The organism is Halorubrum sp. B52 (assembly GCF_059752555.1).
Genome location: NZ_MWTG01000009.1, coordinates 818,447 through 843,999 on the forward strand (window position 1 = coordinate 818,447; position 25,553 = coordinate 843,999).

31 protein-coding genes and 1 tRNA gene are annotated in these 25,553 nt (G+C 70.4%); 16 read left to right on the forward strand and 16 right to left on the reverse strand.

Annotated features, from left to right (window positions below):
* Positions 1 to 63 precede the first annotated feature (63 nt).
* Both B4V04_RS12680 and B4V04_RS12685 read left to right on the forward strand, forming a co-directional pair.
* Positions 64 to 1,005 (forward strand): DUF8155 domain-containing protein, encoded by a 942-nt coding sequence (locus tag B4V04_RS12680; RefSeq protein WP_498232118.1) that lies wholly within the window; start codon positions 64 to 66, stop codon positions 1,003 to 1,005.
* 258 nt (positions 1,006 to 1,263) lie between these two features.
* A complete protein-coding gene (locus B4V04_RS12685; protein WP_498232119.1) occupies positions 1,264 to 1,725 on the forward strand; it encodes a PaaI family thioesterase in 462 nt (153 codons plus the stop codon).
* Here B4V04_RS12685 and B4V04_RS12690 read toward each other — a convergent pair.
* The 4 genes from B4V04_RS12690 to B4V04_RS12705 form a co-directional block, all read right to left on the reverse strand.
* Positions 1,695 to 3,698 carry a molybdopterin biosynthesis protein gene (locus tag B4V04_RS12690; protein WP_498232120.1) on the reverse strand — a complete coding sequence of 668 codons (2,004 nt, stop codon included), beginning with the start codon at positions 3,696 to 3,698 and terminating at the stop codon, positions 1,695 to 1,697. The two genes, B4V04_RS12685 and B4V04_RS12690, sit on opposite strands and share 31 nt — an antisense overlap.
* Positions 3,695 to 4,957, reverse strand: a complete 1,263-nt coding sequence (locus B4V04_RS12695) for a molybdopterin molybdotransferase MoeA (RefSeq protein WP_498232121.1) — start codon at positions 4,955 to 4,957, stop codon at positions 3,695 to 3,697. Before B4V04_RS12695 ends, B4V04_RS12690 begins: the two co-directional genes overlap by 4 nt.
* A gap of 106 nt (positions 4,958 to 5,063) precedes the next feature.
* Positions 5,064 to 5,930 carry a CehA/McbA family metallohydrolase gene (locus tag B4V04_RS12700; protein WP_498232122.1) on the reverse strand — a complete coding sequence of 289 codons (867 nt, stop codon included), beginning with the start codon at positions 5,928 to 5,930 and terminating at the stop codon, positions 5,064 to 5,066.
* 510 nt (positions 5,931 to 6,440) lie between these two features.
* Positions 6,441 to 7,385: a cell division protein CdpA domain-containing protein gene (locus tag B4V04_RS12705; protein ID WP_498232123.1), complete on the reverse strand. Its 945-nt coding sequence runs from the start codon at positions 7,383 to 7,385 to the stop codon at positions 6,441 to 6,443.
* 199 nt (positions 7,386 to 7,584) lie between these two features.
* Here B4V04_RS12705 and B4V04_RS12710 point away from each other — a divergent pair, with 199 nt between their 5' ends.
* Genes B4V04_RS12710 through B4V04_RS12730 form a run of 5 tightly spaced genes read left to right on the forward strand, consistent with a single transcriptional unit; the run spans position 7,585 to position 10,355 of the window.
* Positions 7,585 to 7,764: a hypothetical protein gene (locus B4V04_RS12710; protein WP_498232124.1), complete on the forward strand. Its 180-nt coding sequence runs from the start codon at positions 7,585 to 7,587 to the stop codon at positions 7,762 to 7,764.
* Positions 7,765 to 7,766: 2 nt separating this feature from the next.
* Positions 7,767 to 8,471 carry a hypothetical protein gene (locus B4V04_RS12715; protein WP_498232125.1) on the forward strand — a complete coding sequence of 235 codons (705 nt, stop codon included), beginning with the start codon at positions 7,767 to 7,769 and terminating at the stop codon, positions 8,469 to 8,471.
* A 6-nt stretch (positions 8,472 to 8,477) separates the two neighbouring features.
* Positions 8,478 to 8,774 (forward strand): hypothetical protein, encoded by a 297-nt coding sequence (locus tag B4V04_RS12720; RefSeq protein ID WP_498232126.1) that lies wholly within the window; start codon positions 8,478 to 8,480, stop codon positions 8,772 to 8,774.
* A 24-nt stretch (positions 8,775 to 8,798) separates the two neighbouring features.
* Positions 8,799 to 9,311 (forward strand): nucleoside deaminase, encoded by a 513-nt coding sequence (locus B4V04_RS12725; protein ID WP_498232127.1) that lies wholly within the window; start codon positions 8,799 to 8,801, stop codon positions 9,309 to 9,311.
* Between the two features lie 27 nt (positions 9,312 to 9,338).
* Entirely contained in the window at positions 9,339 to 10,355 is a 1,017-nt protein-coding gene (locus B4V04_RS12730) for a carbohydrate kinase family protein (RefSeq protein WP_498232128.1), read from the forward strand.
* Between the two features lie 13 nt (positions 10,356 to 10,368).
* On the opposite strand, the gene B4V04_RS12735 is transcribed toward B4V04_RS12730, so the two are convergent.
* Complete coding sequence (locus tag B4V04_RS12735; protein WP_498232129.1) at positions 10,369 to 11,196, reverse strand: BtpA/SgcQ family protein; 828 nt, start codon at positions 11,194 to 11,196, stop codon at positions 10,369 to 10,371.
* A gap of 83 nt (positions 11,197 to 11,279) precedes the next feature.
* Between B4V04_RS12735 and B4V04_RS12740 the strand changes: the two genes are divergently transcribed.
* Entirely contained in the window at positions 11,280 to 11,729 is a 450-nt protein-coding gene (locus B4V04_RS12740; RefSeq protein WP_498232130.1) for a DUF7124 domain-containing protein, read from the forward strand.
* Positions 11,730 to 11,775: 46 nt separating this feature from the next.
* Here the strand turns inward: B4V04_RS12740 and B4V04_RS12745 are convergent, their stop codons facing one another.
* Positions 11,776 to 14,067, reverse strand: coding sequence for a nitric-oxide reductase large subunit (locus B4V04_RS12745; RefSeq protein ID WP_498232131.1), 2,292 nt, complete (start codon positions 14,065 to 14,067; stop codon positions 11,776 to 11,778).
* 158 nt (positions 14,068 to 14,225) lie between these two features.
* On the opposite strand from B4V04_RS12745, the gene B4V04_RS12750 reads away from it, so the two are divergent.
* Positions 14,226 to 14,678: a MoaD/ThiS family protein gene (locus B4V04_RS12750; RefSeq protein WP_498232132.1), complete on the forward strand. Its 453-nt coding sequence runs from the start codon at positions 14,226 to 14,228 to the stop codon at positions 14,676 to 14,678.
* Between the two features lie 143 nt (positions 14,679 to 14,821).
* Here the strand turns inward: B4V04_RS12750 and B4V04_RS12755 are convergent, their stop codons facing one another.
* From B4V04_RS12755 to B4V04_RS12775, 5 genes are all read right to left on the reverse strand, one after another.
* Entirely contained in the window at positions 14,822 to 15,136 is a 315-nt protein-coding gene (locus B4V04_RS12755) for a HalOD1 output domain-containing protein (protein WP_498232133.1), read from the reverse strand.
* Positions 15,137 to 15,382: 246 nt separating this feature from the next.
* A tRNA-Leu gene (locus B4V04_RS12760) sits at positions 15,383 to 15,467 on the reverse strand.
* 83 nt (positions 15,468 to 15,550) lie between these two features.
* Entirely contained in the window at positions 15,551 to 15,901 is a 351-nt protein-coding gene (locus B4V04_RS12765; protein ID WP_498232134.1) for a ferredoxin, read from the reverse strand.
* A gap of 106 nt (positions 15,902 to 16,007) precedes the next feature.
* Positions 16,008 to 16,247: a DUF7508 domain-containing protein gene (locus B4V04_RS12770; RefSeq protein WP_498232135.1), complete on the reverse strand. Its 240-nt coding sequence runs from the start codon at positions 16,245 to 16,247 to the stop codon at positions 16,008 to 16,010.
* On the reverse strand, positions 16,244 to 16,702 hold the full coding sequence (locus tag B4V04_RS12775) for a DUF5796 family protein (RefSeq protein WP_144797058.1): 459 nt from the start codon (positions 16,700 to 16,702) through the stop codon (positions 16,244 to 16,246). The genes B4V04_RS12770 and B4V04_RS12775 overlap by 4 nt, the downstream gene beginning before the upstream one ends.
* 235 nt (positions 16,703 to 16,937) lie before the next feature.
* Between B4V04_RS12775 and B4V04_RS12780 the strand changes: the two genes are divergently transcribed.
* From B4V04_RS12780 to B4V04_RS12810, 7 genes are all read left to right on the forward strand, one after another.
* The gene (locus tag B4V04_RS12780) at positions 16,938 to 18,290 is read left to right on the forward strand and encodes a hypothetical protein (RefSeq protein WP_498232136.1); all 1,353 of its coding nucleotides are present in this window, start codon (positions 16,938 to 16,940) and stop codon (positions 18,288 to 18,290) included.
* Entirely contained in the window at positions 18,290 to 18,751 is a 462-nt protein-coding gene (locus B4V04_RS12785; protein WP_498232137.1) for a hypothetical protein, read from the forward strand. Before B4V04_RS12780 ends, B4V04_RS12785 begins: the two co-directional genes overlap by 1 nt.
* Positions 18,752 to 18,804: 53 nt before the next feature.
* Positions 18,805 to 19,446 carry a hypothetical protein gene (locus B4V04_RS12790; RefSeq protein ID WP_498232138.1) on the forward strand — a complete coding sequence of 214 codons (642 nt, stop codon included), beginning with the start codon at positions 18,805 to 18,807 and terminating at the stop codon, positions 19,444 to 19,446.
* A 110-nt stretch (positions 19,447 to 19,556) separates the two neighbouring features.
* Positions 19,557 to 20,468: a shikimate kinase gene (locus B4V04_RS12795; RefSeq protein WP_498232139.1), complete on the forward strand. Its 912-nt coding sequence runs from the start codon at positions 19,557 to 19,559 to the stop codon at positions 20,466 to 20,468.
* 15 nt (positions 20,469 to 20,483) lie between these two features.
* Entirely contained in the window at positions 20,484 to 20,777 is a 294-nt protein-coding gene (locus B4V04_RS12800; RefSeq protein ID WP_498232140.1) for a chorismate mutase, read from the forward strand.
* A 179-nt stretch (positions 20,778 to 20,956) separates the two neighbouring features.
* A complete protein-coding gene (locus B4V04_RS12805) occupies positions 20,957 to 21,277 on the forward strand; it encodes a hypothetical protein (RefSeq protein ID WP_498232141.1) in 321 nt (106 codons plus the stop codon).
* Positions 21,278 to 21,817 carry a PIN domain-containing protein gene (locus tag B4V04_RS12810; RefSeq protein ID WP_498232142.1) on the forward strand — a complete coding sequence of 180 codons (540 nt, stop codon included), beginning with the start codon at positions 21,278 to 21,280 and terminating at the stop codon, positions 21,815 to 21,817.
* A gap of 192 nt (positions 21,818 to 22,009) precedes the next feature.
* Here B4V04_RS12810 and B4V04_RS12815 read toward each other — a convergent pair whose 3' ends face one another.
* The 5 genes from B4V04_RS12815 to B4V04_RS12835 form a co-directional block, all read right to left on the reverse strand.
* Positions 22,010 to 22,363, reverse strand: coding sequence for a type II toxin-antitoxin system PemK/MazF family toxin (locus B4V04_RS12815; protein ID WP_498232143.1), 354 nt, complete (start codon positions 22,361 to 22,363; stop codon positions 22,010 to 22,012).
* Between the two features lie 3 nt (positions 22,364 to 22,366).
* Entirely contained in the window at positions 22,367 to 22,633 is a 267-nt protein-coding gene (locus B4V04_RS12820; RefSeq protein WP_498232144.1) for an AbrB/MazE/SpoVT family DNA-binding domain-containing protein, read from the reverse strand.
* Between the two features lie 222 nt (positions 22,634 to 22,855).
* Positions 22,856 to 23,545, reverse strand: a complete 690-nt coding sequence (locus B4V04_RS12825) for a cupredoxin domain-containing protein (RefSeq protein ID WP_498232145.1) — start codon at positions 23,543 to 23,545, stop codon at positions 22,856 to 22,858.
* A 164-nt stretch (positions 23,546 to 23,709) separates the two neighbouring features.
* Complete coding sequence (locus B4V04_RS12830; protein WP_498232146.1) at positions 23,710 to 24,303, reverse strand: cupin domain-containing protein; 594 nt, start codon at positions 24,301 to 24,303, stop codon at positions 23,710 to 23,712.
* Between the two features lie 177 nt (positions 24,304 to 24,480).
* A complete protein-coding gene (locus B4V04_RS12835) occupies positions 24,481 to 25,497 on the reverse strand; it encodes a DUF7351 domain-containing protein (protein ID WP_498232147.1) in 1,017 nt (338 codons plus the stop codon).
* Positions 25,498 to 25,553 lie beyond the last annotated feature (56 nt).

A 25,553-nucleotide genomic window follows, 5' to 3' on the forward strand; every position in this document is an offset into this window, starting at 1 on the left:
CGCCGACCCCGGCTACCGGGGCCGACGGTCACTTGTCGGTCGAGCCCCGCCCTGCGAACGACGATGGCCGTCACGCTGCCGCCGGACTCGCTCGACGGGTATCGGCGGTTCTCCCGGTTCAACTCGCCGTACCCCGCACACGACGACGGCAGCGCCGTCGACCTGTATCCCGAGGCAGACCGAGGGATATCGCCCGTCTCGGGAGTCGTCCGCGAGACGCGTACCGTCGGCTGTCCGGACCGGCCGTACGCCGCGAGCGAGGACCACCTGATCGTCGTCGACCTCGACGACGAGTGGTGCCGGCGGGCCGGCGCCGATCCGGGAATCACCGCTCGAATTCTTCACGTGGTCCCGGAGGTGTCCCCGGGCGACCGCGTCGCCGTCGGCGGCGACCTCGGACCGACGACGCGCTCCGGGTTCTTCGGGCAGTGGGTCGACGATCACCTCCACCTCGGGTTCCGGGCGCCGGGCGCGAGCGCGCTCAGGGCGAGCGGGTCGCTCCCGGTCGACGTCGACGTCGCGGTCGACCCGATCCCGTGGGACGGGGAGGGCGTCGTGGTCGAACGCGGGCCGACGCACGCCCTCCTCGACGCGCCGGTCCACCCCGATCCGGGCGAATCGTTCGCGGCCCTCGCGAGCGACGAGGGAATTCCGCTGGACGGCGGGCTGGCGCACTACGCCGGGGGCGGTGCGTTCGGCGGGAGCGCGTCCGACGACGGCGGTAACGCGGTCGGACGCGCCGACCGCTTCGGCCGGCTCGACGAGGGGACGGCGGCGACGCTGTGGGGCACCCGCGTGGGGACCGCGGCGGGCCGCGGACTCGCGTGGGACCCGATCGACGTGCTCGCGAACGGCGAGCGGGTCGCGGGGCTGTCGCTGTTCGCGGCGCGGGACGCGGGGTACGGCGCGAAGGTCGTCTGCCCGGACCGGGAGTTCGCGGTCGGCGAGGCGGTGTCGCTCGACGTGGTCCCGAGCGACGACCCGATCCGGCTCGGGGTCGGGTGAGGGGACCGTCTTCGGGACCGGGTAGGGACGTAGCGAACAGCCGGCGCGTTCGGCGGCTCCCGCGGCGGTGCGCCGGACTCCCGTCTCGGCCGTCGCGGGCGAGGCGTCAGGCCACGGGACGGCTGGCTCGGTATCGGTGATAAGCGGTCGGGTCGGTCTCGAAGCGGCGGGAACCCTGCCCGCTGTCGTCGCCGCCAACCTCGGACCAGTTGTTTCCCGTTTCGGGGGCTACAAACGGACGCCCCGTGAGGTGCGGGTATGAATCGGACAGACGTCGCGGAGCTGGACCCCTTGCCGGCGGAGGCCGTCGCGCTCGTCGAGCGGCGGATCGAGGAGGAGCACGGCTACCTCTCGTGGCTGAACACGTCGGTCGACGTCGTCGAGCGCGGGCGCGTCGTGCTCTCGATCCCGTTCGACGACAAGCTGACGAACAGCGACGGCGACACCATCCACGGCGGCGTGGCGGCGACGCTGGTCGACACCGCTGGCGGGATCGTCCAGCGCACCGCCTTCGAGGACCCGCTCTCCGGGGGAGTGGCGACGGTGAACCTCAACGCGAACTACCTCCGGCCGGCGACCGGGGACCTCCGCGCCGAGGCGACGGTCGTCCGATCCGGCGGCTCGATCGGCGTCAGCGACATGCGCGTCACCAGCGCCACCAACGGCGATACCGCCGAGGTCGTCGTCGGTCAGGGGTCGTTCCGGCTGTTCCGCGAGTAACCCGCGAGACCGTCGAGGAGGTCGGCGGGACCGTCGAGCGCGGCCGCGAGCTCCGCCACCGCGTCGCGGTCGGTCCGGTCGGGCGCCGCGCGGACGACGACCGACTGCTCGCCGAGCGACACGAAGCCGCAGTCGAGCCGCTTCGCCGTCTCGCGCAGCCCGACTCCCACGTCGGCGTCGCCGGCGAGCACCTTCCGCGCCGGGCTCTCGAACGCGCGCACGGTGAGTTCGTAGCCCGCGACGGCCTCGGTCAACGCGCTCCGCGAGGTCTCCCGCTCGTCGGCGAGCGCGTCGAGCGCGTCGTCGAGGCTCCGCCGCAGCCCGGAGTCGGTCGGGCGGTTGACGAACCGCAGGTCGCGGTCGACGACCGATCCGAGCCCCGTCACGTCGGCCGGGTTGCCGGCGGGGACGACGAGCCCCCACTCCCGGGTCCAGCCGCCGAGGTCGACCGTCTCGACCTCGCGGTCGGTCGGGCCGGCGACGACCGCGACGTCCGGGACGCCGTCGCGCAGTCGCCGGAGCCCCTCCCGAGAGCCGACCGGGAGGTACCGCGGGTTCTCCAGTCGGTCGAGCAGGCGGTTGAGCGCCGGGTCGTCCTCGCCGACGCCGAGCAGGCTCGGGGGGCGCACGTCCGGCGAGAACAGCTGTACCGCGACGCGCTCGTCCCGGTCGAGGTACTCCGTGTCCGGGTCGACGGCGACGACGCCGTCGGCCTCGACGAGGCTCGTCGTCGCCCCGGAGCCCTTGTCGACCGGGTAGACGAGCGGGAGGTCGCCGTCGTCCAGGTCGAGGAGCCCGACGGGCATCAGCCGCATGCGCCCCTCGCCGTATCGCTCGCCGACGGCCATCCGCCCCTCGACCGTCGCCGTCGCGGGCTCCGACCGACCGGCCGCCTCGCGGATCGCGGGCGCGACGAACGTCCGAAAGATAGTGAGCGCCGACACGGGGTAGCCGGGGAGACCGACGTACGCGGACTCGCCGCCGCGGTCGCTCCCGCCCGCCGCCTCGCTCCCGCCCGCCGCCTCGCTCCCGCCGCGGTCGAGGCGCCCGACGAGCATCGGCTTGCCGGGCTTGACCGCGACCCCGTGGAGCAGTAGCTCGCCGCGTTCCTCGATCACCCGATAGATGACGTCGACGGCGCTCGCCGAGGTCGACCCCGACGAGAGCACGAGGTCGCACTCGTCGGCCGCGCGCCGGAGCAGCCGCTCCATCTCGTCGTAGTCGTCGCCGGCGTGCGGGTAGAGAACCGGGTCGCCGCCGGCCTCCTCGACGCCGGCCGCGATCGTCGTTGAGTTCACGTCGTATATCTCCCCGCGCGAGGGGTCGAGCTCCTCGCCCGGGCGCACCAGCTCGTCGCCGGTCGAGACGATCCCGACCCGGGGCTTCCCCTCGACCGGCACCTCGTCGACGCCGAGCGCGGAGAGCAGCCCGACCTCGCGCGGCGTGAGCCGCGTCCCGGGACCGAGCGCGCGGGCGCCGGCCGCGATGTCCGCGCCGGCGCTCATCACGTGGTCGCCCGGCGCGACGGCGGTCCGGACTGCGACCCGATCGGGGCCGTCCTCCGCGCTGCCTTCTTCGTCCCCCTCCGCGTCCAGCTCGTCCGTGCGCTCGACCATCACCACGGCGTCGGCGCCCTCGGGCATCACGGCACCCGTGGAGACCTCGGCGCAGGTGCCCGGCGCGACCGTCACCTCGGGCGCGGCGCCCGCGTGGACCGCCCCGACGAGGTCGAGTTCGGCGGGGTCGGCCTCGTCGGCGCCGAAGGTGTCGCGGGCGCGGACCGCGTAGCCGTCCATCGACGCCCGGTCGAAGCCGGGCACGTCGATCGCGGCGTCGATCCGCTCCGCGAGGACGCGCCCGCGGGCCTCCCCCAGCGGGACCGTCTCCGGCTCCGGCGCGAGGTCGAGCGAGGCGATCGCCTCGCGGGCCGCCTCGGGCGTCGCGAGGTCGCGGAACTCCTTGCGGTCGCTCACGGCGTCACCTCCCAGATCTCGACGTCGACGACCTCGCCCGCGTCGAACCCCTCCCGCGGTTCCGGCACCGCGACCCAGCCGTCTGCGAGCGCGACGCTCGATAAGATGCCGGAGCCGCTCGCGCGGGTCGGCGTGGCGACGGGGAGGCCGGCGTCGTCGTTCGATTCGTCTTCACTCTCGCCGTCCTCCCGCTCCGACAGCGATACCCGCGCGAACGTCCGCGTCCCGGGTTCGCTCGGCACCTTCCGGTCGAGGACCGCGCGCCGCGTCGGGAAGGGGTCGGCGGTCGTCCCGCCCACCCGTTTCTGGACCGGCCGGAGGAACTGCGCGGCGTTGACGATGCAGGCGACCGGGTAGCCGGGGAGGGAGACGACCGGCGTGCCGTCGGCGACGCCGAGGCAGACCGGGTGGCCCGGCTTCAGCGCGACGCCGTGGACGAGCACCTCACCGATCCCGTCGACGACCTCGGGGATCAGGTCGCGCTCGCCGACCGACGACCCGCCGGTGGTGACGACCACGTCGGCGTCGAGGTCGGCCGCCACCGCGTCCGCGAGGGCGTCCTCGTCGTCGGTGACGACGTCGCGGTAGCGCGCCTCGCCGCCCCACCGCTCGACCAGCCGCGAGACGGTCAGCCCGTTCGTCTCGATCACCTCGCCCGGGCCCGGATCGGACTGGACCAGCTCCTCGCCGGTCGGGACCACGGCGACGGTCGGCGGCTCGTACACCGGGACCGCGTCGAGCCCGACCGACTTCAGGAGTCCGAGGTCAGAGGGACGCAGGACGTGGCCCGCGTCGAAGAGGCGCTGGCCGTCGGCGACGTCCTCGCCGGCCTCGCCGACGTTCTCGCCGGTCGCGACCGCGTCGAACGCCTCGACCTCGTCGCCGACTTCCTCGACCTGTTCGATCATCACGACCGCGTCCGCGCCCTCCGGGACCGCGCTCCCCGTGTGGACCCGCGCGGCCTCGCCGGGCGCGATCGACTCGGTCTCAGTCTCCGCCGCGCGCAACACCGCCGGCGAGCGGTCGGAGGCGCCGAAGGTGTCCTCGGCGCGGACCGCGTACCCGTCCATCGCCGCCCGGTCGTAGCTCGGGACCGGCGCCGGCGCGTCGATCGGCTCGGCGACGACCCGGCCGTCGGCGTCGGCGACCGGCACCGACTCGGTCCGGCCGTGGGGGTCGGCGGCGTCGAGCAGCGTCGCCAGCGCCGCAGCGACGCGGGTCCGCCGCTTGAAGCCGGCCTCGCGTCTGTCGTGGCTCATGGGCGTTCGTTTCGGGCCCGCGGGCAAAAACCCCGCTCTCCGGGCGGTCGCGGCGACGCGGGGGAGACCGCGAGTACGCCGTCACCGCGGCGCGGTCGCGTGCGCCTCAGGTGATCCACGAGAGGACCCGCGCCGCGCGGTGAGTCCCCTGAATCGCCGCGACGCGGGCGGCCGAGAGCGTCTCGACGACCCCGCGCCGCGCCGCGGTCGCGCTCCGGACCGCGCCGGTCCGGGCGTAGTAGCCGGACTTGCGCCCCGCGGCGCCGACGTAGTGCTTCGCGGCCATCCGGATCGGGGCCCGGCGGCCGTCGACCGTGGTCGTCCCGTCTCGGATCGCGTCGAGAACGTCGTCCGCGGTGACGTCATCGACCGACTCGCGGTCCGGGACCTCCACCTCGGTGTAGGCGCGCCCGACGTACTCCAAGTGATGCGCGTCGCTCGCGGCCACGCCGGGGTAATCGTACTTCGCGGCGAAGCGGCGCGCGCGGCGGTTCCGGTAGCCGGTGAACAGCCACGCGTTGAACACCTCGACGGCGTTGACCTCGTCGACAGGGTCGCCGTCGGCGACGAGTGACCCCTCGTCGTCCGTCTCTGGAACCGGGATGTTCCGCTGCCGGACGCCGTGCCGCGAGCGCTGGAACGGGTGCGGGACGATCGCGACCCCGCCGCGCTCGTGGATCCACGCGATCGTCTCGTCGTAGGGGCGTCGACGCGGCGGCATCCGCTCGACGCCGACCGCCAGCAGGTGGCCGTGCGCGGTCGACACCTCGACGCCGGGGATCCCGATCAGCCCGTACTCCGGGGCCAGTTCGGCCGCCCGCTTCGACTCCCCGATCACGTCGTGGTCGGTGATCACGACCGCGTCGAGCCCGATCTCCGCGGCGTGTTCGAGGATGAGCTCGATCGGCTCGTGGCCGTCGTAGCTCTCGTCCGAGTGGACGTGGGGGTCGATACTGACGGTGACGCTGGACACACCCGAAGTAGGCGACGGGAGATACTTAAATGCGCGAGAGGCGTCTGACGATACATATAAATCGAGTGCGGTGGCGCGCGCCTCCGAGCGGCCGGTAGGCCGCGAGTAGTGAGGGACCTTCGGTCCCTCTGACAGCCGGCGGCGCAGCCGCCGGCGAGAGCGCGTGCGAGGGACGCGGCGACCGAAGGGAGCCGCGAGGCTGGGGAGGCGTGAGGCGCGGTTGCTGTGCGGGGTGGGACTCAAAGGGGCAGTCGCGAGGGCGAAGCACGGCGACGCAAGCACTGCAAGGAGCGAGCGTAGCGAGCGACTGAAGCGCGCAGCGAGCCGCGCGAGCCCTCGCGGCTGGGGCTTTGGAGAATTTCTCTGCCGACCCGTTGTCGTCCTCGTATCGCCGAGCGGCTGGGGCTTTGGAGATGTTCTCCGGAGATCCAGTAGCTGGTATTTATAAACGATCGCTTGGGGCTTCGGAGATGTTCGCGGTATCGCCGAAAGCAACGATAGACGGTGCGTTCAGCCGAACAGTCCCTTAATCTTCTCGACGACCGACCCCTCGTCGTCCGCCTCGGCCTCCCGCCGCTGCTGCTCTCGGAGCTCGCGGAGCTTCGCGGCCTGATCGTCGGTCCCCGAGCCGCTCGCGGTCTTCTTCTCGCCGCCCTGGAGCCCCTTCAGCTCCGAGACCGCGTCGTTCACCGTCCCGGAGGTCGTCCGCGTCTCGGTCGCCGAGCCGGCGAGCTTCTCGCGGTCGACGTCGACGTCGTCGACCGCGCTCGTGTCCAGCTCCAGCCGGCGCGTCTCGCTCCGCTCGACGCCGCCCCACGTCAGCTCCGCGTCCTCCAGTTCGCGCTCGATGTCGGCCCGGACCTCGGCGTCGGTGACCGCCTCGCCGTCGCCGCCCGCGCCGGCGGCCCCGCTGGCTCCCGAACCGGCCGCGCCGGTCCCGCCCGCGCCGCCTCCGGCCGCCCCGGCCGCGGCGACGCCCGTCGCGCGCTCGACGCGGTGGGCGACCAGGGCGCCGCCGGTCGCGGCGATGACGGCGACGAGCCCGACCGTGTACACCGCGACCACCTGCGCGCTGTAGTCGGCCGAGTCGGGCACGTTCCAGTTGTACGGGTACGCCCACGCGAACAGCCCGATCGCGACGAGCGTGATCGCGGTGCCGACGCCGGCGAGGTACAGCATCCGCCGGTCGACCGGCAGCAGGACGACGACGCCGAGCAGGAGGGCCGGCAGCCCGACCGCGGCGGCGACGGCGGCGACCTCCTTCACCCCGTACGTCGACAGCGCCTCGGGCGGGAGCGTCGCGCTGTAGAGGAAGATCGCGACGCCGACCAGCCCGAGTCCGATCCCGGCGAAGAAGAGCCCGAACCCCGCGTACACGTCGATCGTTCGGTCGGGGTCGCCGACGTAGCGCCGGTAGTACTCCAGCAGGCGGTTCTCCGCGTTCGACTCGCTCATACGGGAGCGTCGCCGCCGACTCTAATGATTGTTGCCCCGCGGCGTCGGCGGTCGCGCCGCGGCGCTCGTGGCGGTCGCCGCGGACGCTGCGAGCGCCGCGGAGGCCGCACGCTCGACCGCGTGCCCCCGGCTGCGTCACGCCGACCGCGTTACCCCGTGCGCTTTTGAGGGCACGGGTCCACCCTTCAGGCGATAGCCCGTGTCACTCGACTGCCCTCGCTGCGGAACGACGCTGTCCACGTTCGCGCTCGGCGGGGCGACGGCGGTCGCCTGCGACGACTGCGGCTACGCCGGCGTCGAGGCCGACCACTCGGGCGAGCCGCGGCTCGTCGAGAGCTGGGAGGACGCGTTCGCGCGCTTCCAGGAGGACCACGACTGACAATGCCGACCATCGAGATCACCGACGACCACCGCGACCGTATCGAGGCGCTCCGCGAGGAACTGACGGCGACCCACGCCGGCCCGTACGCCTCCGTCGACACCGAGGACACGCTCGCGTACCTCCTCGATCTGGCCGACGCCGTCGACGACCCCCAGCGCGAGGCCGACCCGGCCGCGCTCGGAGGGGACGCGCCCGGCGACGCGGCGGACACGACCTCGAACGGCGACCGCCCGTTCGACCGCGACCGCGCCCGCGAGCGGCTCGAATCGCGCCCGCGCCGACACGGCGATCCGGACGCCGCCGAGGAGATGGACCTGTACGAGGTCGCGGCCGCGTTCGACGTGGCCGGCCGCAGCGACATGACGAAGTCGGAGCTGGTCGACGCGGTCCTCGACGCGGCCGAGTCGCTGTCGGCGGACCCGTTCTCGTGGGTCGACGTCGACCTCGGCGACGCGTCCGAACCGGCTTCCACCGACGAGGGCGAGGCGCCGGACTCGGCGGACGACGGGGCGGCGGCCGAGGACGGCGGCGACGACGCCGGCGCCAGCCAGCTCGACGCGATGATGAGCCTCCTCGACACCCACGACGACAAGTGGCGCGAGGCGGACGGCGACGCGCGGTACGAGGTCGAACTGCCCGACGGCGACGTCGAGACGGCGCGCACCAAAGACGACGTGCGCGCGCTGCTGTTCCGGAACTACTGACGACCGATGGGGCTCCTGTCCCGACTGCGCGCGTGGATCGGCGGGGGTCTCGGCCGCGACGAGACAGGTGAACCGCCGGCCGAGGAGGCGTCCGACGACGAGAGCGACGCGGACGGGGAGCCCGCGGGCCTCGACCCGGACGCCGCGACCGAGACCCGGACCGCGGCGACCGACGACGCCGTCGACGCGCTCCGCGACGTGCGGCGGTCGCGGGGGGCGGACGGTCCGACCGAAGACGGGGATTCGACCGCCGAAAGCGACCCGACCGACGAGGACGACCCGCCCGATCGCAGGAAGGATTAGGTGCCCGCGGTCGAACACGCCCGTATGACGGAGCCGACCGAGAGAGACGGGAGCGGCCGCGACGCCACGAGCGACCGCGAGTTCGTCGACCGGGCGATCGAGCTCGCCGAGGAGGCGGTGGAGCGCGGGAACACCCCGTTCGGGGCGCTCCTCGTCGTCGACGGCGAGGTCGTCGCCGAGGCGCGCAACGAGACCCGGACCGAGGACGACCTCGCCGCGCACCCGGAGCTGACGCTCGCGCGGCGGGCCGGCCGCGAGCTCGCCCCCGACGAGCGGGCGCGCTGCACCATGTACGCCAGCACGGAGCCCTGTCCGATGTGCGCGACGGGAATCCACTACGCCGGGCTCGATCGGGTCGTCTTCGGCGTCTCGGGCGCGACGCTCGACGAGCTGGCCGGCGACGTCGTCACCATCCCCTGCGAGGAGGTGATCCGCCGGGCCGACGGCGAGACGACGGTCGAGGGGCCGGTCGCGACTGAGGCCGCGATGGCGCTCCACGAGTCGTTCTACGGCGGCGGGTCGGCGGGTGAGTCGTAGCGTGCGGGGTCGAACTCCGGCGTCCCGATGAGCGAGACTCCCTCGATCGTCGCGGTCGGCGCCGCGGCGATCGACGAGTGGTACGCCGTCAGCAACCTCCCCGAGCCGGACGGCGGCGCGTTCGCGAGCGAGGTGACGTCCGCGTTCGGCGGCGTCGGCGCGAACGTCGCCGTCGCGCTCGATCGCCTCGGCCGCGACGTCGGCCTCGTCAGCCGCGTCGGCGACGACGAGTACGGCCGTCGCGCCCGCGAGTACCTCGCCGAGACCGGCGTGGACGCCTCGCGCGTGAGGGTCGGCGACGACCCGTCGACCCGCTCCCTCGTCCTCAGCGCGCCGGACGGCGAGCGCGCGATTGTCACGACGGGCGAGAGCTTCCGCGAGCTCCGGCTCGCGGCCGCCGATCGCGAGGCTATCGCCGCCGCCGACGTCGCCTTCCTCACCGGCTACACGCCCGACGCGGTCTCGCGGGGCGTGCTGGACCTCCTCGGATCGACCGCGGACCCGCCCGCGCTCGTCTTCGACCTGTCCGGTCCGGTCGAGGAGCTCGTCGGCCGCGGCACCGAGCCCGAGACCGTCCATCGCCTCCTGCACGCCGCCGACCTGTTCGTCGCCGGCGACGTCGCCGCTGCGGCCTACTTCGGCGGCGAAGCGGCCGCAGTCCGGCGGACCTCGGCCGCGCAGCGGGCGCGCGCCGACGCGACCGACGGGGATCGCGACGCCACCGAGTCCGGCTGGCCCCGCGCCGTCCTCACGCACGGCGCCGACGGGATGACCGTCGTCGTCGACGGGGACTCGCGGCGGTTCGACGCCTTCGACGTCGACGTGGTCGACGCGACGGGGGCCGGGGACGCCTTCGTCGCCGGGCTGATCGACCGGTGGGTCGCGGGAGACGGCGGCGGTGCCGCGGCCGCGGGGTCCGACGCGCTCGCCGACGGCGTCCGATTCGCGGCCGCGGTCGCCGCGATCAACTGCACCGAGCGGTTCGCCCAGGGCGGGCTCCCGACCCGCGAGGCGGTCGAGCGGTTCCTCTCGGACGAGGATTGACCGAGCGGGACGACTACCGCGCCTCGTCCGTCCGCGCAACGAGTTTGGCGACCCGGTCCGGGTCGACCGGGGCGGTCGTCTCGCCGCCCTCCTTGAGCGCCGTGCCGACGATGACGCCGTCGGCGACCGAGAGGGCGTCGGCGACCGTCTCGGCGGTGACTCCGCTCCCGACGAGGACCGGCGTGTCGAGCCCGTGCGCGTCGCGCTCGGCGACGACCGCCGCCAGCGCCTCCGGGTCGGTCTCCTCTCCGGTCCCCCGTCCGGAGGCGACGACGGCGTCGGCGAGCCCGCGCTCGGCGGTGTCGGCGAACGACTCCGCGGTGTGTCCCTCCGCCGACAGCGGCGCGGAATGCTTCACGTCGGTGTCGGCGAATATCCCGACGTCGACGCCGAGCGCCTCCCGGAGCCGGAGCGTCTCGTGGGCCCGCCCCTGCACGATCCCTTGGTCCGTGACGCGGGCGCCGGTGTGGACGTTCACCCGGACGTAGTCCGCGCCGACCGCGGCCGCGACGGAGAGGGCCGCCTCGGCGTCGTTCCGGAGGACGTTGACCCCGAGCGGGAGGTCGGTCTCGGCGGCGACCGCGGTCGTGGCCCGCGTGACCGCCGCGACGACGTGTTTCGGCGCGTCGTCGGGGTAGAAGGGGGCGTCGCCGAAGTTCTCGATCATGATCCCGTCGACGCCGCCGCGGTCGAGCGCGCGGGCGTCGGCCGCGGCGCGGTCGAGCGCGTCCCGCATCGCGCGGGCGCCGTCCGCCGGCGCCTTCGGCGCGCCCGGGAGGGGCGGGAGGTGTACCATGCCGATCACCGGCGCGTCCGTGCCGAAGGTGGCCTCGAACTCCATGTCACCGCCCGCGACGCCCGCGAACCTGATAAGCCTCCCCACACGGTTTAGTCGGCCGCGGTCGTAGGGCCGGATGAACGGTCATGAGCCTCGACGTCGACGACGACCCCGCGACCCGGAGCGGCGAGCTGACGCTCGTCCTCTCGCTCGGCGCGGCGCGGCGGCTCGCCGACCCCGCGGCGGCGTTCGCGGAGGCCCGCCGGTGGAGCCGGTACGTCGGGATCGTCGCCAACGACGCCGACGCGGTCGAGCGGTTCGCCCGCGAGCACGGCGTCGAGAACGACTACGGGCTCCGCAACTGGGACAAGTGGGGGACGCTCGGCGACGTCTACGACGAGGCCGCCACGCCCCGGCACGTGTTCGTCGGCACCTCTCCGTCCGACCGCCGCCTCGCGACCCACGTCGGCTTCGAGTACCGCCCGATACGCGAGGCGGCCGAGCGGGCCGACTGGGAGCTCATCGAGCCCCGGTCCATCGATGACTCCGGCTTCATCGACCGCATCCGGCGCGCGGTGAACGACCGGCTTCGGTGAGCGACCGACTGCGGTAAGCGACCGACTGCGGTAAGCGGTCGCCCGCTCAGTCGTCGTCGCCGCCGACGATTCCCTCCGCGACGGCCATGTCGTCGACGGTCGGGTCGTCCTCGGAGCGCCGGAGGACGAACCGTTTCCGGATCACGTCGGCGGCGTAGACGACGGTGCCGAGGATGAGCAGCGTGTCGCCCGGGAGCCGCGCCCAGAACAGCGCCTGGACGAGCGGCCGCTCGTAGAACGCGAGGCTGCGAGCCGCGGCGTAGCTCTCCGTGAACGCGACGTCGAGCTGGAGGAATCCGACCGGGAGTACGGAGACGAACACCATCAGCGCGAGCCCGACGTTCCAGAGCCAGAACGAGGCGCGGAGCCACGAGCCGTCCCAGCGGTCGGGGTCGATCGACAGCTGGAGCATGTACGCGACCATCCCGAGCGCGAGGAACCCGAACGCGCCGAACATCGCCGCGTGGGCGTGGCCGACGGTGAGGTAGGTGCCGTGCTCGTAGTAGTTGACGAGCGGGAGGTTGATGAAGAAGCCGAGCACGCCGGCGCCGACGAAGTTCCACACCCCGCTCGCGACGATGAACATGAACGGGAGTTTGTAGGGGAACCCGCCGCTCTCGGTCATCGCCCGGTACTGGCCGATCGCCTCGTAGAGGATGAATATCAGCGGGAGCAGCTCCAGCGTCGAGAAGACGCTCCCGATCGGCACCCAGTAGTCGGGCATACCGACCCACCAGTAGTGGTGGGAGACGCCGATGACGCCGGTGCCCATCACCAGCAGCGCCTGCAGCATGACCGCCTTCTCGGCGCTGCGTCGGGTGAGGAGGTTCATCGACACCAAGGTGAGCCCGATGATGGCGACGATGAAGAACTCGAAGGCGCCCTCGACCCACATGTGGACGACCCACCACCGCCAGAACTCCGTGACGGCGATGTTCGTCGACGGCGTGAACAGGAAGCCCGCGACGAACAGCAGGGTGATCGAGCCGCCGGCGTAGAGGATCATGTGCGCGAGCCCGTATATCGGCTCGCGGTCGAGCAGCGGTTTGAGCCCCCGGATCGCGAGGACCGCCCAGAGAACGAACCCGACGAGCAGGCCGCCCTGCCACACCTTCCCGACCTCGAGGTACTCCAGCCCCTCGTTGCCGAGGAGCCACCAGAGCTCGCCGGGGAGGTAGCCGTTGGCGCCGAGCCAGATGCCGGCCATCCCGCCGCCGACCACGACCACGAGCGCGCCCAGCAGGACGTTGACGTACCGGGCCTGATTCCTCGGCTCGTGGCCGGTCAGGAGCGGCGGGAGGAACAGCCCGGCGCCGAGCCAGGTCGACGCGATCCAGAGGATGCCGAGGTCGATGTGCCACGTCTTCGCGATGGCGAACGGGAGCAGCTGGAGGATGTGGACGCCGAACAGCTCCTCGACCCCGAAGAAGCCGGCGCGTTCGATGTAGAAGTGCGCCAGCAACCCGCCCAGCAACACCTGCGCGAGGAACAGCGCGGCGGCGACGGGGACGAACCTGAGCGCCGCGCGCTGGCTCGGGAAGACGCTCACGTCGCCCGGCTCCGGCACCGAGATGCCCTCGGCCGACGGCTCCGGGAGCTTCACCGACTTGTACAGCAGGATGGCGGCGCCGGCCGCGCCGACGAGCAGCACCATCGCGATCACGCTCCACACCATCGCGGCGCCGGTGGCGTCGTTGCCGGCGGGCGGCGAGTAGGGCCACTCGTTCGTGTAGGAGTTGTCGGAGCCGGGCCGGTCGGTGTGGGAGAACCACGCCGTCCACAGCGCGAAGTCGGCGAAGTCCTCCGCCTCCTCGCGGGACTCGATCATCCCGACGGGGACGCCCCGGTCGTGATCGCCCTCGTGGTACCGCTCGACGTACGTCTCGCGCACCCGCTCGTGGGCGTACACCTCCGCGGCGGAGTACTCGATCGCCCCGCCGCCGTGGGGGCTGTCGAGGTCCTCGCGGACCGTCTGGTCGATCCCCGCCCGCTCAGAGGCGTCGAGCGAGTCGTAGCCCGTCCCGTACTCCTCCCGCGCGTAGTACTCGCGCATGTGCTCGGCCTTCAGGTCGAGCGCGTCGGCGGTGTAGTCCTCGCCGTAGTACGCGCCGTTGCCGAGGATCGACCCGTGATTCATCAGTCCGTACTGCTGGAACGCCGCCTTCCCGTCCCGGATCGACTCGCCGGTCGCGACCGCCTCGCCGTCGGGGCCGACGACCTCCTCGGGAATGGGCGGCGCCTCCTGATACGCGAACCACGCCCCGGCGCCCATCACGACCAGGTTGAGCAGGAACGCCGCGACGATGACCTTCGCGATAGTCTTCCGTGTGAGCTCCATCGGCGGGGGATTGCCCCCGCTCGCCCTATCAGTTTAGCGGCAACATGTTCGGCCGCCGTTCCCGCGAGCCGGGACGCCCGCCGAGGTCGCCGAGCCGAAACCGGTACGCGAACATGTTCGTGGCGGCGCTTACGCCCGGGAACGCCCTACGAAGGGGTATGTCATCGAGTCAGCAGGCGGCGGAGGCCGCCGCCGAGGAGGCGACGGACGACGCGGGCGACGCCGCCGCGGAGTCCGAGACCGAGGCGGAGACGACCGTCACCGTCCGCTGTACCGGCCACGTCCGCACGGAACTGGGCGAGTACGAGTTCGAGTACACGTTCGCGGGCGACACGCTCCGCGAGTTCCTCGACGAGCTGTTCGCGGAGTACCCGGAGCTACAGGACATGCTCATCGCCGAGACCGAGGCGGACGCGACCCACAGCGGGTGGGCGCCGACGCCCGAGGAGCTCCCCGGCACGTGGACGAAGAACCCGCTCGGCGAGCAGACGATCGCGTACGCCCGGATCCTCGTGAACGGCCACTTCAACGAGAACGAGAACGGCTTCGACACGACGCTGGAGGATGGCGACCGCGTCGCGCTCGTCTACCCGTTCATGTTCTGCTGTTAGGTCGATCCGTTCGCGCGGTCCCGTCGAACTCCCCTTCCTCTGACGCGGTTCCGGCCGCGCACCAGCCGTGACGAGCGCGGAGAGATCGGTCTACGGAGCGTCGCTCGCAGTCGAGAAATCCAGCCGAGCCGTACCGTCGGACGCTAATCGCTCGCAGACGAGCGTACTTCTTCCGTTGGAGTGATCCGAAGCCACCGATTCTCGACGATGTCGACCGTGTGATCCTGATACTGGAAGGAGAGTCGGTACGGAGTCGAGTATTCGCTCGCGTGGTCCACGAACGAGTCCAACGCTTCCGGATCCACGCTGTCCCACAACGGGTCGAGGTCGTTCGGGTCTCGGTCAGTCAAGTCCGCGATACTGCTGACCACTACATTGCTCGTCGATCGGTCGGTGGCCTCGTACAGATCGACTTTGTATACAGGGACATCTCCGTCCCTACTCGATTTAATATTCATAACGGTTGTGTGACAAGATTTGCGGTGTCTCTCCGGACAACTGGGATCGATTGTGAAGTAACAAAGTCTTTGCACCGAATATATTTGGACGAGTGTCTGACATTTTTGTCAGGGACGTCGTCTCCCCGCCGCGACGGTCGGCGGATCGGCCTATATCGCCCGTTGGGATATCGACAGAGCCCGTTTACGGGTATCCATGTTCGCGAACTGCTCCGACGCGGCGCTCGCGGGGTGCTCGCGACAGCATGCGGGGGAAGGGATTCGAACCCTCGAACCTCTACAGGAGCGGATCTTAAGTCCGCCGCTTTTGGCCAGGCTCAGCCACCCCCGCCCGGATTTCGGTTCCGGCGGCGGGGTGAAACCCCTTTCGGATGGGCGGCGTCGCCGGGAGGACGGTCGGCCGACGGCGACCCGCTACCAGTCGACGGAGAGCGTCCCGTCGCCGTGCGGGTTCGGCGCGATCTCCTCGTCCGTGCGTCGGTCGACGACGTGGATGACGCCCCGTTCCTTCTTGGCGGGACACACCTCTGCCGCCCGCACGTTCTCCTCCAACTCGTCCTCGCCGATGTAGTACGACCGCGGCTTCGCCATCCCGCTCTGGACGTCCATCACCCAGTTGTCGGCGACCTCGGCGCACTTCCCCGCCCCGAAGCACTTGTTCGCCTCGAAGACGATCTTGTACGGCTTCTCCTCGATCGGCGGCCCCTCCCCGCCGATGTCGCTCGCGCGCAACACCTCGTCGTCGGCGTCCGCCTCGTCGCTCATGGCTACTCGTCGGCGACCGCCGGACTTTCGTCTGTCGGTCGTTCCCGGCGAGCGGGTCGTTCCCGGCGAGCGGGTCGCCCGCGGCGGTCGCGCTCCCCGTTCTCGGCTACTCCTCGACGTGTTCCGCGAGCAGGCGCTCCGCGTGCTCGGCCGAGTCGGCGAGCTCCCACCGCACCCGCTCCGCGTCCCCGTACGCGAGCGCTTCCTTCAGCTCGTCGCGGAGCACGCCCGCGCCGAACCCCACCGTGTCGCCGTCGGCGTCGCCGAGCTCGTACAGCGCGTAGCGGCTCGGCGCGCTCCCGACCGTCGAGCGGTCGAGGTCGCGCCAGGGCTTCGCGAGGCTCACCGGTGCGCGTCGAGCCCGTCCTCGGGGCCCTCGACGATCTCGAAGCTCCCCTCGGTCCAGCCGTCCTCGACGAAGACGAACACGCGGCCGCCGGCGATCTCGGGGTCCGCGATCACCTCGTTGCGCTGGTTCGTTCGGGCGACGATCACGCCGGGGAACACCTCGTCGCGCTCGCCCTCCTCGACGAGGACGCGACCGACGCCGGACTCCTCCAGAATTTCGTCGTCGGTGTTGTAGTCGTTGACGTACGTCATCACGCCCTCGGTCTCCGTCGGGTCGGTGACGAGGACGTGCGTCTCCTTGCCGGGGCCGGCGGTCACCGACCCCTCGACCGCGTCCGGGGCGCCGCGGTAGAGCGTCGTCCGGCCGTCGAGGTACTCGACGACGACTCCCTCCTCGCGGAGGTCGATCCCGATCGACGTCGGCGGGACGTCGCTGCGTGAAGGCGCTGACATACGCGACGCTCGGGTCGCCCGCCTCAAAAGGGGCGCGCTCGGCGGCGGGCGGTGAGCGGACGGCGGGCGGGGAGCGGACGGCCGGCGGGGCGCAGAGGGCGAGCGGAGCGCAGACGGCGGCGGGGCGCTCGCGTCGACCGACCGGTCGACTGTCGCGGGGCGATCGACTACGGGCGCCCTCAGTCCCGAGAATCGGCGTCCCACATTTAAGTCCCCGCCGCCGGGAAGGTATTCCATGCAACGGACGCGACGGGGACTGCTGGGCGCCGGAACCGCGCTCGCCGCCGGGATCGCGGGGTGTCTCGGCGTGCGGGGCGTCGAGTATCCCGCCGCGCTCCCGGACGAGAGCCCTCCGGACGCGGGCGACGGCGGCGACGGGGAGACGGACGGCGGCGACGGGGAGCAGGTCGAGGACCCCGCTCCCGAGAACGAGGCGCTCGCTGTCGCGACCCGGAACGTCGTCGACGACGCGGTCTGGTTCGCGACCGAGTACCCCGACGCGGTCGCGACCTACCGCGACGCGATCGCCAACGTCGTCGACGCGGTGGACTCCGTCCGCGCGGAGGCCGACGCGAACGACGCGGTGACCCTCGCGATGGCCGACCGCTTGGACGCGGCCGCGCGCGCCGCCGCCGAGCGCGCCGCCGAGGCCCTGGAGCCGCACTTCCGCCCGGAGGCCCGGATCCGCGGGCGGGCGCGGCGCCACGTCGAGGAGCTCCGGACGATCGCTCCCCGGAACGACGTGGACCGCTTTCTTGAGGAACTCGACCGCATGCGCCGGGGGTTCGCGAGCATCGGCACCGCGACCTACGTCGCGGAGGCGTTCTCCCGGGACCCGATCCACAACCGCCTGCTCGACCGGCTGCTGTATCCGCTCCCCGAGAGCGACGAGCGGCGACGGGAGATCCGGGGAACCGCGTTCGTCGAGGTCGCGCTCGCGAGCCGGGGATTCGCGGCGTTCGCACACGAGCCGTACGACGAGGATCGGTACGACCGGTCCCGGATCCCGCGGATATACGGCGGCGCGTTCGGGTCGGACCGACGCGAGGAGCTCCGCGCCCGACTGGGACCGGTCCCCCGCCCCGAAGACCGGACCGAGGAGCTGTTCGTCGCGTTCGCCGCCCGCCCGCCGGCCGGGAACCGGCCGAGCGAGACGTTCGAGGGGTGGGCCTACGAGCTCGACGGGACGCCCCTGTACGTCCAGCGCTACCCGGACACGGAGACCGCGAGCGAACGGCTCGAAGCGGTCCTCGACGACGCGTCGACGGAGGGCCGCGCGCCGATCGACCCCGCGGCGACCGTCGCCGGCTCGGACTTCTCCGGGAACCGATCGGCCGGCGGCGACGGTGGAGACTCGTCCGCCGGCGACGGTGGAGACTCGGTAGACGACGCCCCCGCCCGCTGGCATCGGCTCTATCACCACGAGGCGGAGGGAGAGCGCTACGGGTTCGACGAGCACGCCGGCGTCCAGTACGGCTACGTCGTCCGGGCCGGCGAGTTCCTGCTCGCGGCCGGGTTCTCGGGAGACGCCTGGGAGGAGCGCGCCGGGTGGCACGGGCGGCTGGCGGACGGGTGGGTGGTGGTCTGATGAACGCGAACGGGGTCGGCCTCACGGCGGCGGTGTTCGCGGTGGTCGGCGTCGGCGTCGGCCTCGTCGCCGCGGTCGGGACGGGCTGGACCGAGACCGCGCTCGCGACGGCCGCGACCGGCGAGACCGCACGGTTCGCCCCGGTGTTCGTCGCGCAGTCGTACCTCGCGGCCACCGCCGCGGCCCTGGTCGGGGCGCCGCTCCTCGCGGGCGTCCTCGGCGTGCTGTTCGGGTCTCGCGCGTACGAGGTCCGGGAGGCGGCCGCGACCTCCGGGGTCGGCGGCGGGGTCGGCGCGCTGATATACGGGATCGTCGTCGTCGTCCTCGTCGTCGCCTCGCAGGGCGAGGCCGCGACGCAGGCGCACGGGATCGCGGACGCGCTCGGACCGACGCTCACGACCGCGGTCGTCTCGGCCGTCGTCGGCGCGGCGGCCGGCGCGCTCGGGTCGGTGACGGGGTGACCGATGCGGGACCGATATCCACTCTTAAACGGGGCGGCGGAGAGGGGGAGCCCATGAGGCGCCCGCTCTCCCGGCGGCGACTGCTCGCCGCCGCCGTCCCCGGCCTGCTCGCCGGCTGTCTCGTGGAGTCGGACGGGAGCGCCGACGGGGATGCGGGAACGGGCGCGGAAGACGACGGCTCGACGCCCGAAGACGACGGCCAGTCCGACGACGGCTCGGCGACAAACGACGATGACGACTCGGCCGCCGCCCAGACCGACGGCGGTCAGTCCGAAGCCGACCGGGACAGTACCGATCAGACCGCCGACGAGCCCGCTCCCGACGAGCCCGTTCCCGACGAGGTCGGGCCGGACGGCTCCGGCCTCGTCGTCACGAGCGCCGAGGTGCTCGACGTGACCGACGAGGGGTACGAGACGACCGTCGACGCGCGGCTCACCGTCGAGAACAGGGGGCGCTTCACCTACGGAACGGTCGAGTTCCGGGCCGACGCGTACGCGACGCGCCCGAGCTCACCCGACCGCGACTCGGTCGGCCGCGCGTACGTCACTCGACGCTTCCCGTCAGAGGACCGATTCGACGACGGCACCCGGCGGTTCGACGTCTCGATCTCGTTCCGGAGCCGGGAGACGAACGTCCCGGCCGACGCGGACTGGTACGCGGTCGACGCCGCGGTTCGGACCGCCGATCCGGTCTGAGCCGGCCGTCCCCGGTCTCGCGAGCGCACGCGAGGCCCTTCGACGGTCGCGGCGCCGAGAGTCTCGCCGTGATCGCTACCTCTTTGTCCGCGCTCGCGAGCCGTGAGTGCATGGAGGGACGGGCCGCGGCGCTCGGCGCCGGCACCGTGTTGAACGCGCTCGCGACGGGGACCGGCGCGGCCTTCGGTCTCGACGTCGAGACCCGCGCCAGCGTCGCGCTCGACCCGGACGCCGAGGGCGTCGACGGGACCATCGCCGAGGACCCCGGCGCGGACACCGCCCTGATCGAGCGCTGCGTCGCGCTCGCGACCGACCGGTGGGGAGACGGAGAGGGCGGCACCGTTCGGACCGACAGCGACGTCCCCCTCGCGGCCGGGCTCAAGAGCTCCAGCGCGGCCGCCAACGCGACCGTGCTCGCGACCTGCGACGCGCTCGGGCTGACGGTGGGAGAGGGGGGCGACGGCGCCGGCGACGCGGCGGCCCCGGCCGCCGACGTCACCCGGCTGGAGGCCTGCCGGCTCGGCGTGCGCGCGGCCCGCGAGGCGGGCGTGACCGTCACCGGCGCGTTCGACGACGCGACCGCCTCGATGCTCGGCGGCGTGACCGTCACCGACAACGACGCCGACGAGCTGCGGTCGCGCGAGGCCGTCGACTGGGACGTCCTCGTGTGGACCCCGCCCGAGCGCGCCTACAGCGCGGACGCGGACGTGGCCCGCTGCGAGGCGGTCGCGCCGATGGCGGACCTCGTGGCCGACCTCGCGCTGGACGGCCGGTACGCCGAGGCGATGACCGTCAACGGGCTCGCGTTCTCGGCCGCGCTCGGGTTCGACGCCGACCCCGCGGTCGAGGCCATGCCCCACGCGACCGGGGTGTCGCTGTCGGGTACCGGCCCGAGCGTCGTCGCCGTCGCGGACCCGACCGACCCCGAGACCGACCTCGACGCGGTCGCCGACGCGTGGAGCGACCGCCCCGGAGCGCTGCGGCGAACGACCACACGGAACGACGGCGCGACCGTCGAGTGACCATACCATCTACCAATGAGTGACACACCGAACGCGGAGGACCGGAGCCTCGACGAACTGCGACGCGAGATCGAGGACATCGACCGAGAGATCGTCGAACTGATCGCCCGCCGGACGTACGTCGCCGACACCGTGGCGGCCGTGAAGGAGGAGCGCGACCTCCCGACGACCGACGAGGGCCAAGAGGAGCGCGTGATGGAGCGCGCCGGCCAGAACGCCGAGCGCTTCGACGTCGACGCCAACCTCGTGAAGGCGATCTTCCGGCTGCTGATCGAGCTGAACAAGGTCGAACAGCGAGAGAGTCGATAGCTCGAAATCCGACGTTACAAGCCGTACAGAATCAGTTTAGCTCTCAAAACACACTTCGAATAGCTGCTCTTTCGATTCAGGCTCGATGAAAAACACCACGTCCGACTTCGGTGGCTCCGAAGGATGTGGTAGTGACAAGGGGGGCAAGCGTTTTGCCGCCATACTCACAATGTACACATATGAGTTCCGAGTCTAAGAAGAAGCGCGTTCAGTTTCGTGCACCGAGGGGACTGGTAGATCGGGCCGACGCGCTCGCTGCGGTGTTCGAGACGGATCGGACGGACATCCTCATCTCCGCGCTTCGGGACTACCTGCGGGACGCCGCGCACTCCGACGAGATGAAACAGGAGATCGCGGAGGCCTTCTACGACGACGACATCACGTTCGAGGAACTGAAAGACCTCGTCGGGCACGAGGAGGCCGCCAACTTCCGACTGCTGAAAGAGCAACTGACCGACGAATTCGTGGACGAGGTCGCGGAGGAGCTGGCCGACTCGTAGATGGTTCTGATAGTCGCCGACACGTCGGCTCTCGTAAGCCTCGGGACGGTGGCGGGCACCTCACCGAATCCACTCGACCTTCTCCTCGATTCGCACGGCGTGGTCGTCCCAGAGCAGGTCATCGACGAACTCACCGAGACTGCGTCCTACGACGACGCATCCGGTGAGGCGGCACAGGCGGTTCTCGACCGTAGCTCTGCGTTCGAGACTCGTTCCGTCGAACTGGACGAGACGTTCCCGCTGGACGACGGCGAGAACGCGGCGGTCACGCTGGCGAACGATATCGACGCCGTGCAACTGCTCTGTGACGAGTTCAATCGACTCGCGCTCGTCCACGCCTCGCTAGCCGAGACCCGCCTCGTCACGACGCCCATCCTCCTCACCGCGCTGGTTCGCAACGACGCGATCTCGCCTGACGCTGCCGACGAGTTCTTGGCCGAGATGAGTGACGCTCGCAGTTGGTCGTCGAACTCCTACGTCGAGCGGGCGCGGTCCACGCTTCGACAGCAACGCGATAACGAGCAACCCGATCCGAAGTGATCGACTCGTTAGACACGCGCTAGCCGATCGGAACGACTCTCCATGGAGCAAGGCCAGATCATTTAAATATGCCATCGGGACACGTCCTTTGTATCCTGAATTCTGTCGTATTGGACGTGTTATTGGACACCATTCCCGAGAATCCATCGTGAATTTCAGCTACCTGAACAAAGTGGAACAGCGGGAGAGCCGTTAGAGTTCTCTCAGACCGAGGCTGTATTCGAGTGCCTCGTCCACTTCCTCCATACGGGACGCCGGCACGGAGCCGAGACTGGTATTAATACGATGCTCGATGGACACCGTGCGAATCTGACTACAGAGAGCGACCGAGTCCTCTCGGAGCGGAGACTCGGCAGCCGAGACGAGTACCTCGAACGGGTACAGTTCGTCTCCTCGCGAGGTCGTGAACGGGACGACGATGGTCGTCGGCGCGTTCTCGTTCCCAACGTCGTTTTGCACGACTAGACACGGTCGTGTTCCCCGTTGCTCTGACACCTCTGTCGGGTCAAGCTCGACGATGACGATGTCTCCGCGGCGAACGTCCATCGATTACCACTCGGGAACATCACCGAGGTACTCGTCGGCCTCGCGAGACACACCGTCCATCTCCTCCGCGAGGGCTTCGGATTCTGCTGCGCGTCGTCGGTACCCCTCAGCGAGTTCCTCACGAGACAGCGGTTTTTCGATGGTGATCTTCCCGTCCTCTTCGTGAACCAGTACCTCGTCCCCGCCGTGGATACCCAGTTTCTCTCTCAGTTCTTTCGGGAGGGTGACTTGCCCCCGTTCACCGACCTTACGTTCCTCGCTCTGGCTCATGCGTATTCATATCATATTCATATGTATATTCTTTTCGCTCGGAGAAGAGCCGACGCACATCGGAGCCCTCTGTCTCGACGAGTTGTGCGGGTTTCACGTCCCGCTCTGGGAGGACGATATCCTCGATCCGGAGTCAATCATCGGCGGTCGGTCCGAGTGGGACCACCCCTCTCACTCGGTTCCACTCGTTCACAGAAAACGGGAGCCAAAACGGACTGGATATCAGGGTGAACTCGGGGCCGTTATCGTTACCTCGAGTCCGATATCCAGGTCGTGACCGGAGATTGGCCCGTTGTCGACGATGTTCTGCGGTTCCATCTCCGGATGACCGATATCTCCGTCTAGTCCCGTCCCGAGGAGCGCGGCGGTCATCGGAAGCGGTGGACGGCCGGGACCCCGCACGACATCTCCGGGATCGTCCCCGACGACGATTCGCATGCCCATCCCGCCCCATTCGTGCGGGGCACAGAACAGGTCGTATACGCCTTCTTCCTCGAAGCGATACAGCCAGAACCCGTGGTGCTCGTTGACAGTCGATGAGAACGCCGGAACGCCGTCGGGGACGCGTCGCTGGCGCTCTTGACCCGGGTGGTACGCCGTCGCCGTGTGCTCCGGCGTGTGGAAATCGAATTCGACGATCGACCCGGGTTCCACGTGGAGCCCCGCGGGAGCGAAGTGGAACGCGCCGAACTCGACCGTCAGGGCCGGAAGCTTCGAATCGTCGATCTTGTCCTCGTCGACGTGGAGCCCGACGGTCTCGTCCGGTTCCAACCGGTTCGGAATCTCGTCGTCACTCGTCCCCGAATAGCCGAAGTGGGAGTGGATAGTCGGCGGGCTGGGATCTCCGGTCTCACCTCGGTCGCCCCGCGGTTCAGAGGGACTCCCTCGCGCCCCGACGGTCCCTCCGAACATCGGGAGTGTCGCGCCGAGTCCGGTCGCTCTGAGGACGGTTCTGCGTCGGCATATCCGTCGACCGTCCGACGCGTCTGACCTCTCCGTTCGATGGTCTGATGATCGTGTCATTGCGTGTCTCGAATCGCACTGCTGGATGTCACCGGTGGCATCTGCGGTTTCGGTTAGTCAGGTAGGCGGTACCCCAACGCACGTCCGAGGACGGTCAGGACCTTGAACACCCAATGCGGTGGGCTCACCGCGTAGATGTCCTCCTCGTGTTCCGTCGTCAGCATCGCCAACAGCAGGACGTCGCTGAATCCCTCCGGCGGTAACGACACTCCCCGCTCCGTGACGAGCCGATGGAACCGCCGGAAGAACGCCTCGTGCCGTAGCGCGGGCTCGTGGACGTTTATGATCTCGACGGGAGTTGCGTTCCTGAACGTATGGGCCGTGCCCGGAGGGACGGTGTGTTCCTCACCGGCCGTTACCTCCGTCCATTCGCCGTCTACGTACACCTCCAGCACACCTGAAACCACTTCGTAGCGCTCCTCGGCGTGTGGATGCGTGTGGACGAACGGGCCCTCCTCGGGGACGGTTTCGATATCGAATCGCATTTCCAACAGTTCGCCGTCCGTGTCCGCCGTCGAACGCGTGATCTCCCAGCGGCCAGGGAAACCGCCCCAATCGAGGATGCGATCCTGTCCGCCGCGCTCTGCCGTCGTTATCGAGTCGTCTCCGCCAACACCCTCACTGGTCGACGTCGATTTCCTTGTCATGGTCGGTCGTCACCTCCGGTAGCGTCCGCTTCGCCGCTCGATATCGCCCCGGGAACCCCGCGTGACGGACGCCGGTCGCTGGATTCCGACCCGAGACGAGCGACTAATGCGATCGTCCGGGTCGGGCTTATTTGTTAGGAGAATAATATTTCTCCGAGAGGACGAGACGTATCTGGATCACGAAACGACGCTGTCAGTCCGCGGTTCTCGGTCGAACTCAACGATATTCATCCCGTCGTCCAACGCGAGAGTGACCGCCGTCGTCTCGACCTCGATACGAAGTGAGACGCGGAGCGGATCCGTCGAAACGTCGGTTTCGACGTTGTTTCGGAGCAGTTCGATGGCCTCGTCGACCGTCGGTGAGTCGATGTCTAGTTCGGGATTGCCCGTCAGTTCGGTCGCCAAGACGAGACCGGTCGCGAACATCTCGACCGGTAACCGCTTAGCGAACCCACAGGAATCGCACTTCATGTCCGCCCAAACCGGGAACGGTGTTCCGCAGGTGGCGCAGGACTGGCCGTCCGTCGCTTCGTGCGTATCACAGACCGTCACCGACGACGAGATCTGCCCGGCACACTCGCGACAGATGCCGTACATCAGATAGGTGATGTCCAGCGCACACCGATAGAGTCCGGCCGCGAGCGCTTTCTCAGGGTCGCGAGTCGTCAGACCTGGCGCCGGGAAGTTCGTGAGGAAGAGCGTCCCGGTCGGCGCCTGGTCACCGAACAGCCCGTAGCACTCTGTACAGCTGACCCGGAGCCATTGGTCCTCGTAGCTAACCGCAACGGCTGCCCCGCATAACGGGCAGCTCTCACCGAGATCCCGGGAAAACCCGAGACGTCCCGCTCCGGAAACGGCTATCACCGTTCTGGCGATCTGCTTCCCCGCGCTGCTCAACCGGTATCCGTCGTCGGTCCGTCGGACGAACTGAGGAGAGAGTTTCGCGAGGTGGTAGTTGAACTTCCCGTTATCGTCGATATCGATCTCGGTTTGCAACTCGGAGTACGACATCGTCCCGACGGCGTCAGAGCCGTCGTCGTATTCGTAGACAGCGCCCGCCCGCCAGAGCACGCGGATGATCGCTAACCGAATTTCGTTCCCCAGAGTAGCGAACGCCTCCTCCGGGGAGAGCCCGTCCAGTTCGAGATCGGGAGTGAATCTAGTCTGTCCCATGTTAGCGATACACGCCCACACTCATTAAGTGTACTTCCAGACCGTCAGCGGGCGGCTGAGAAAGCTGGAGCGACGCC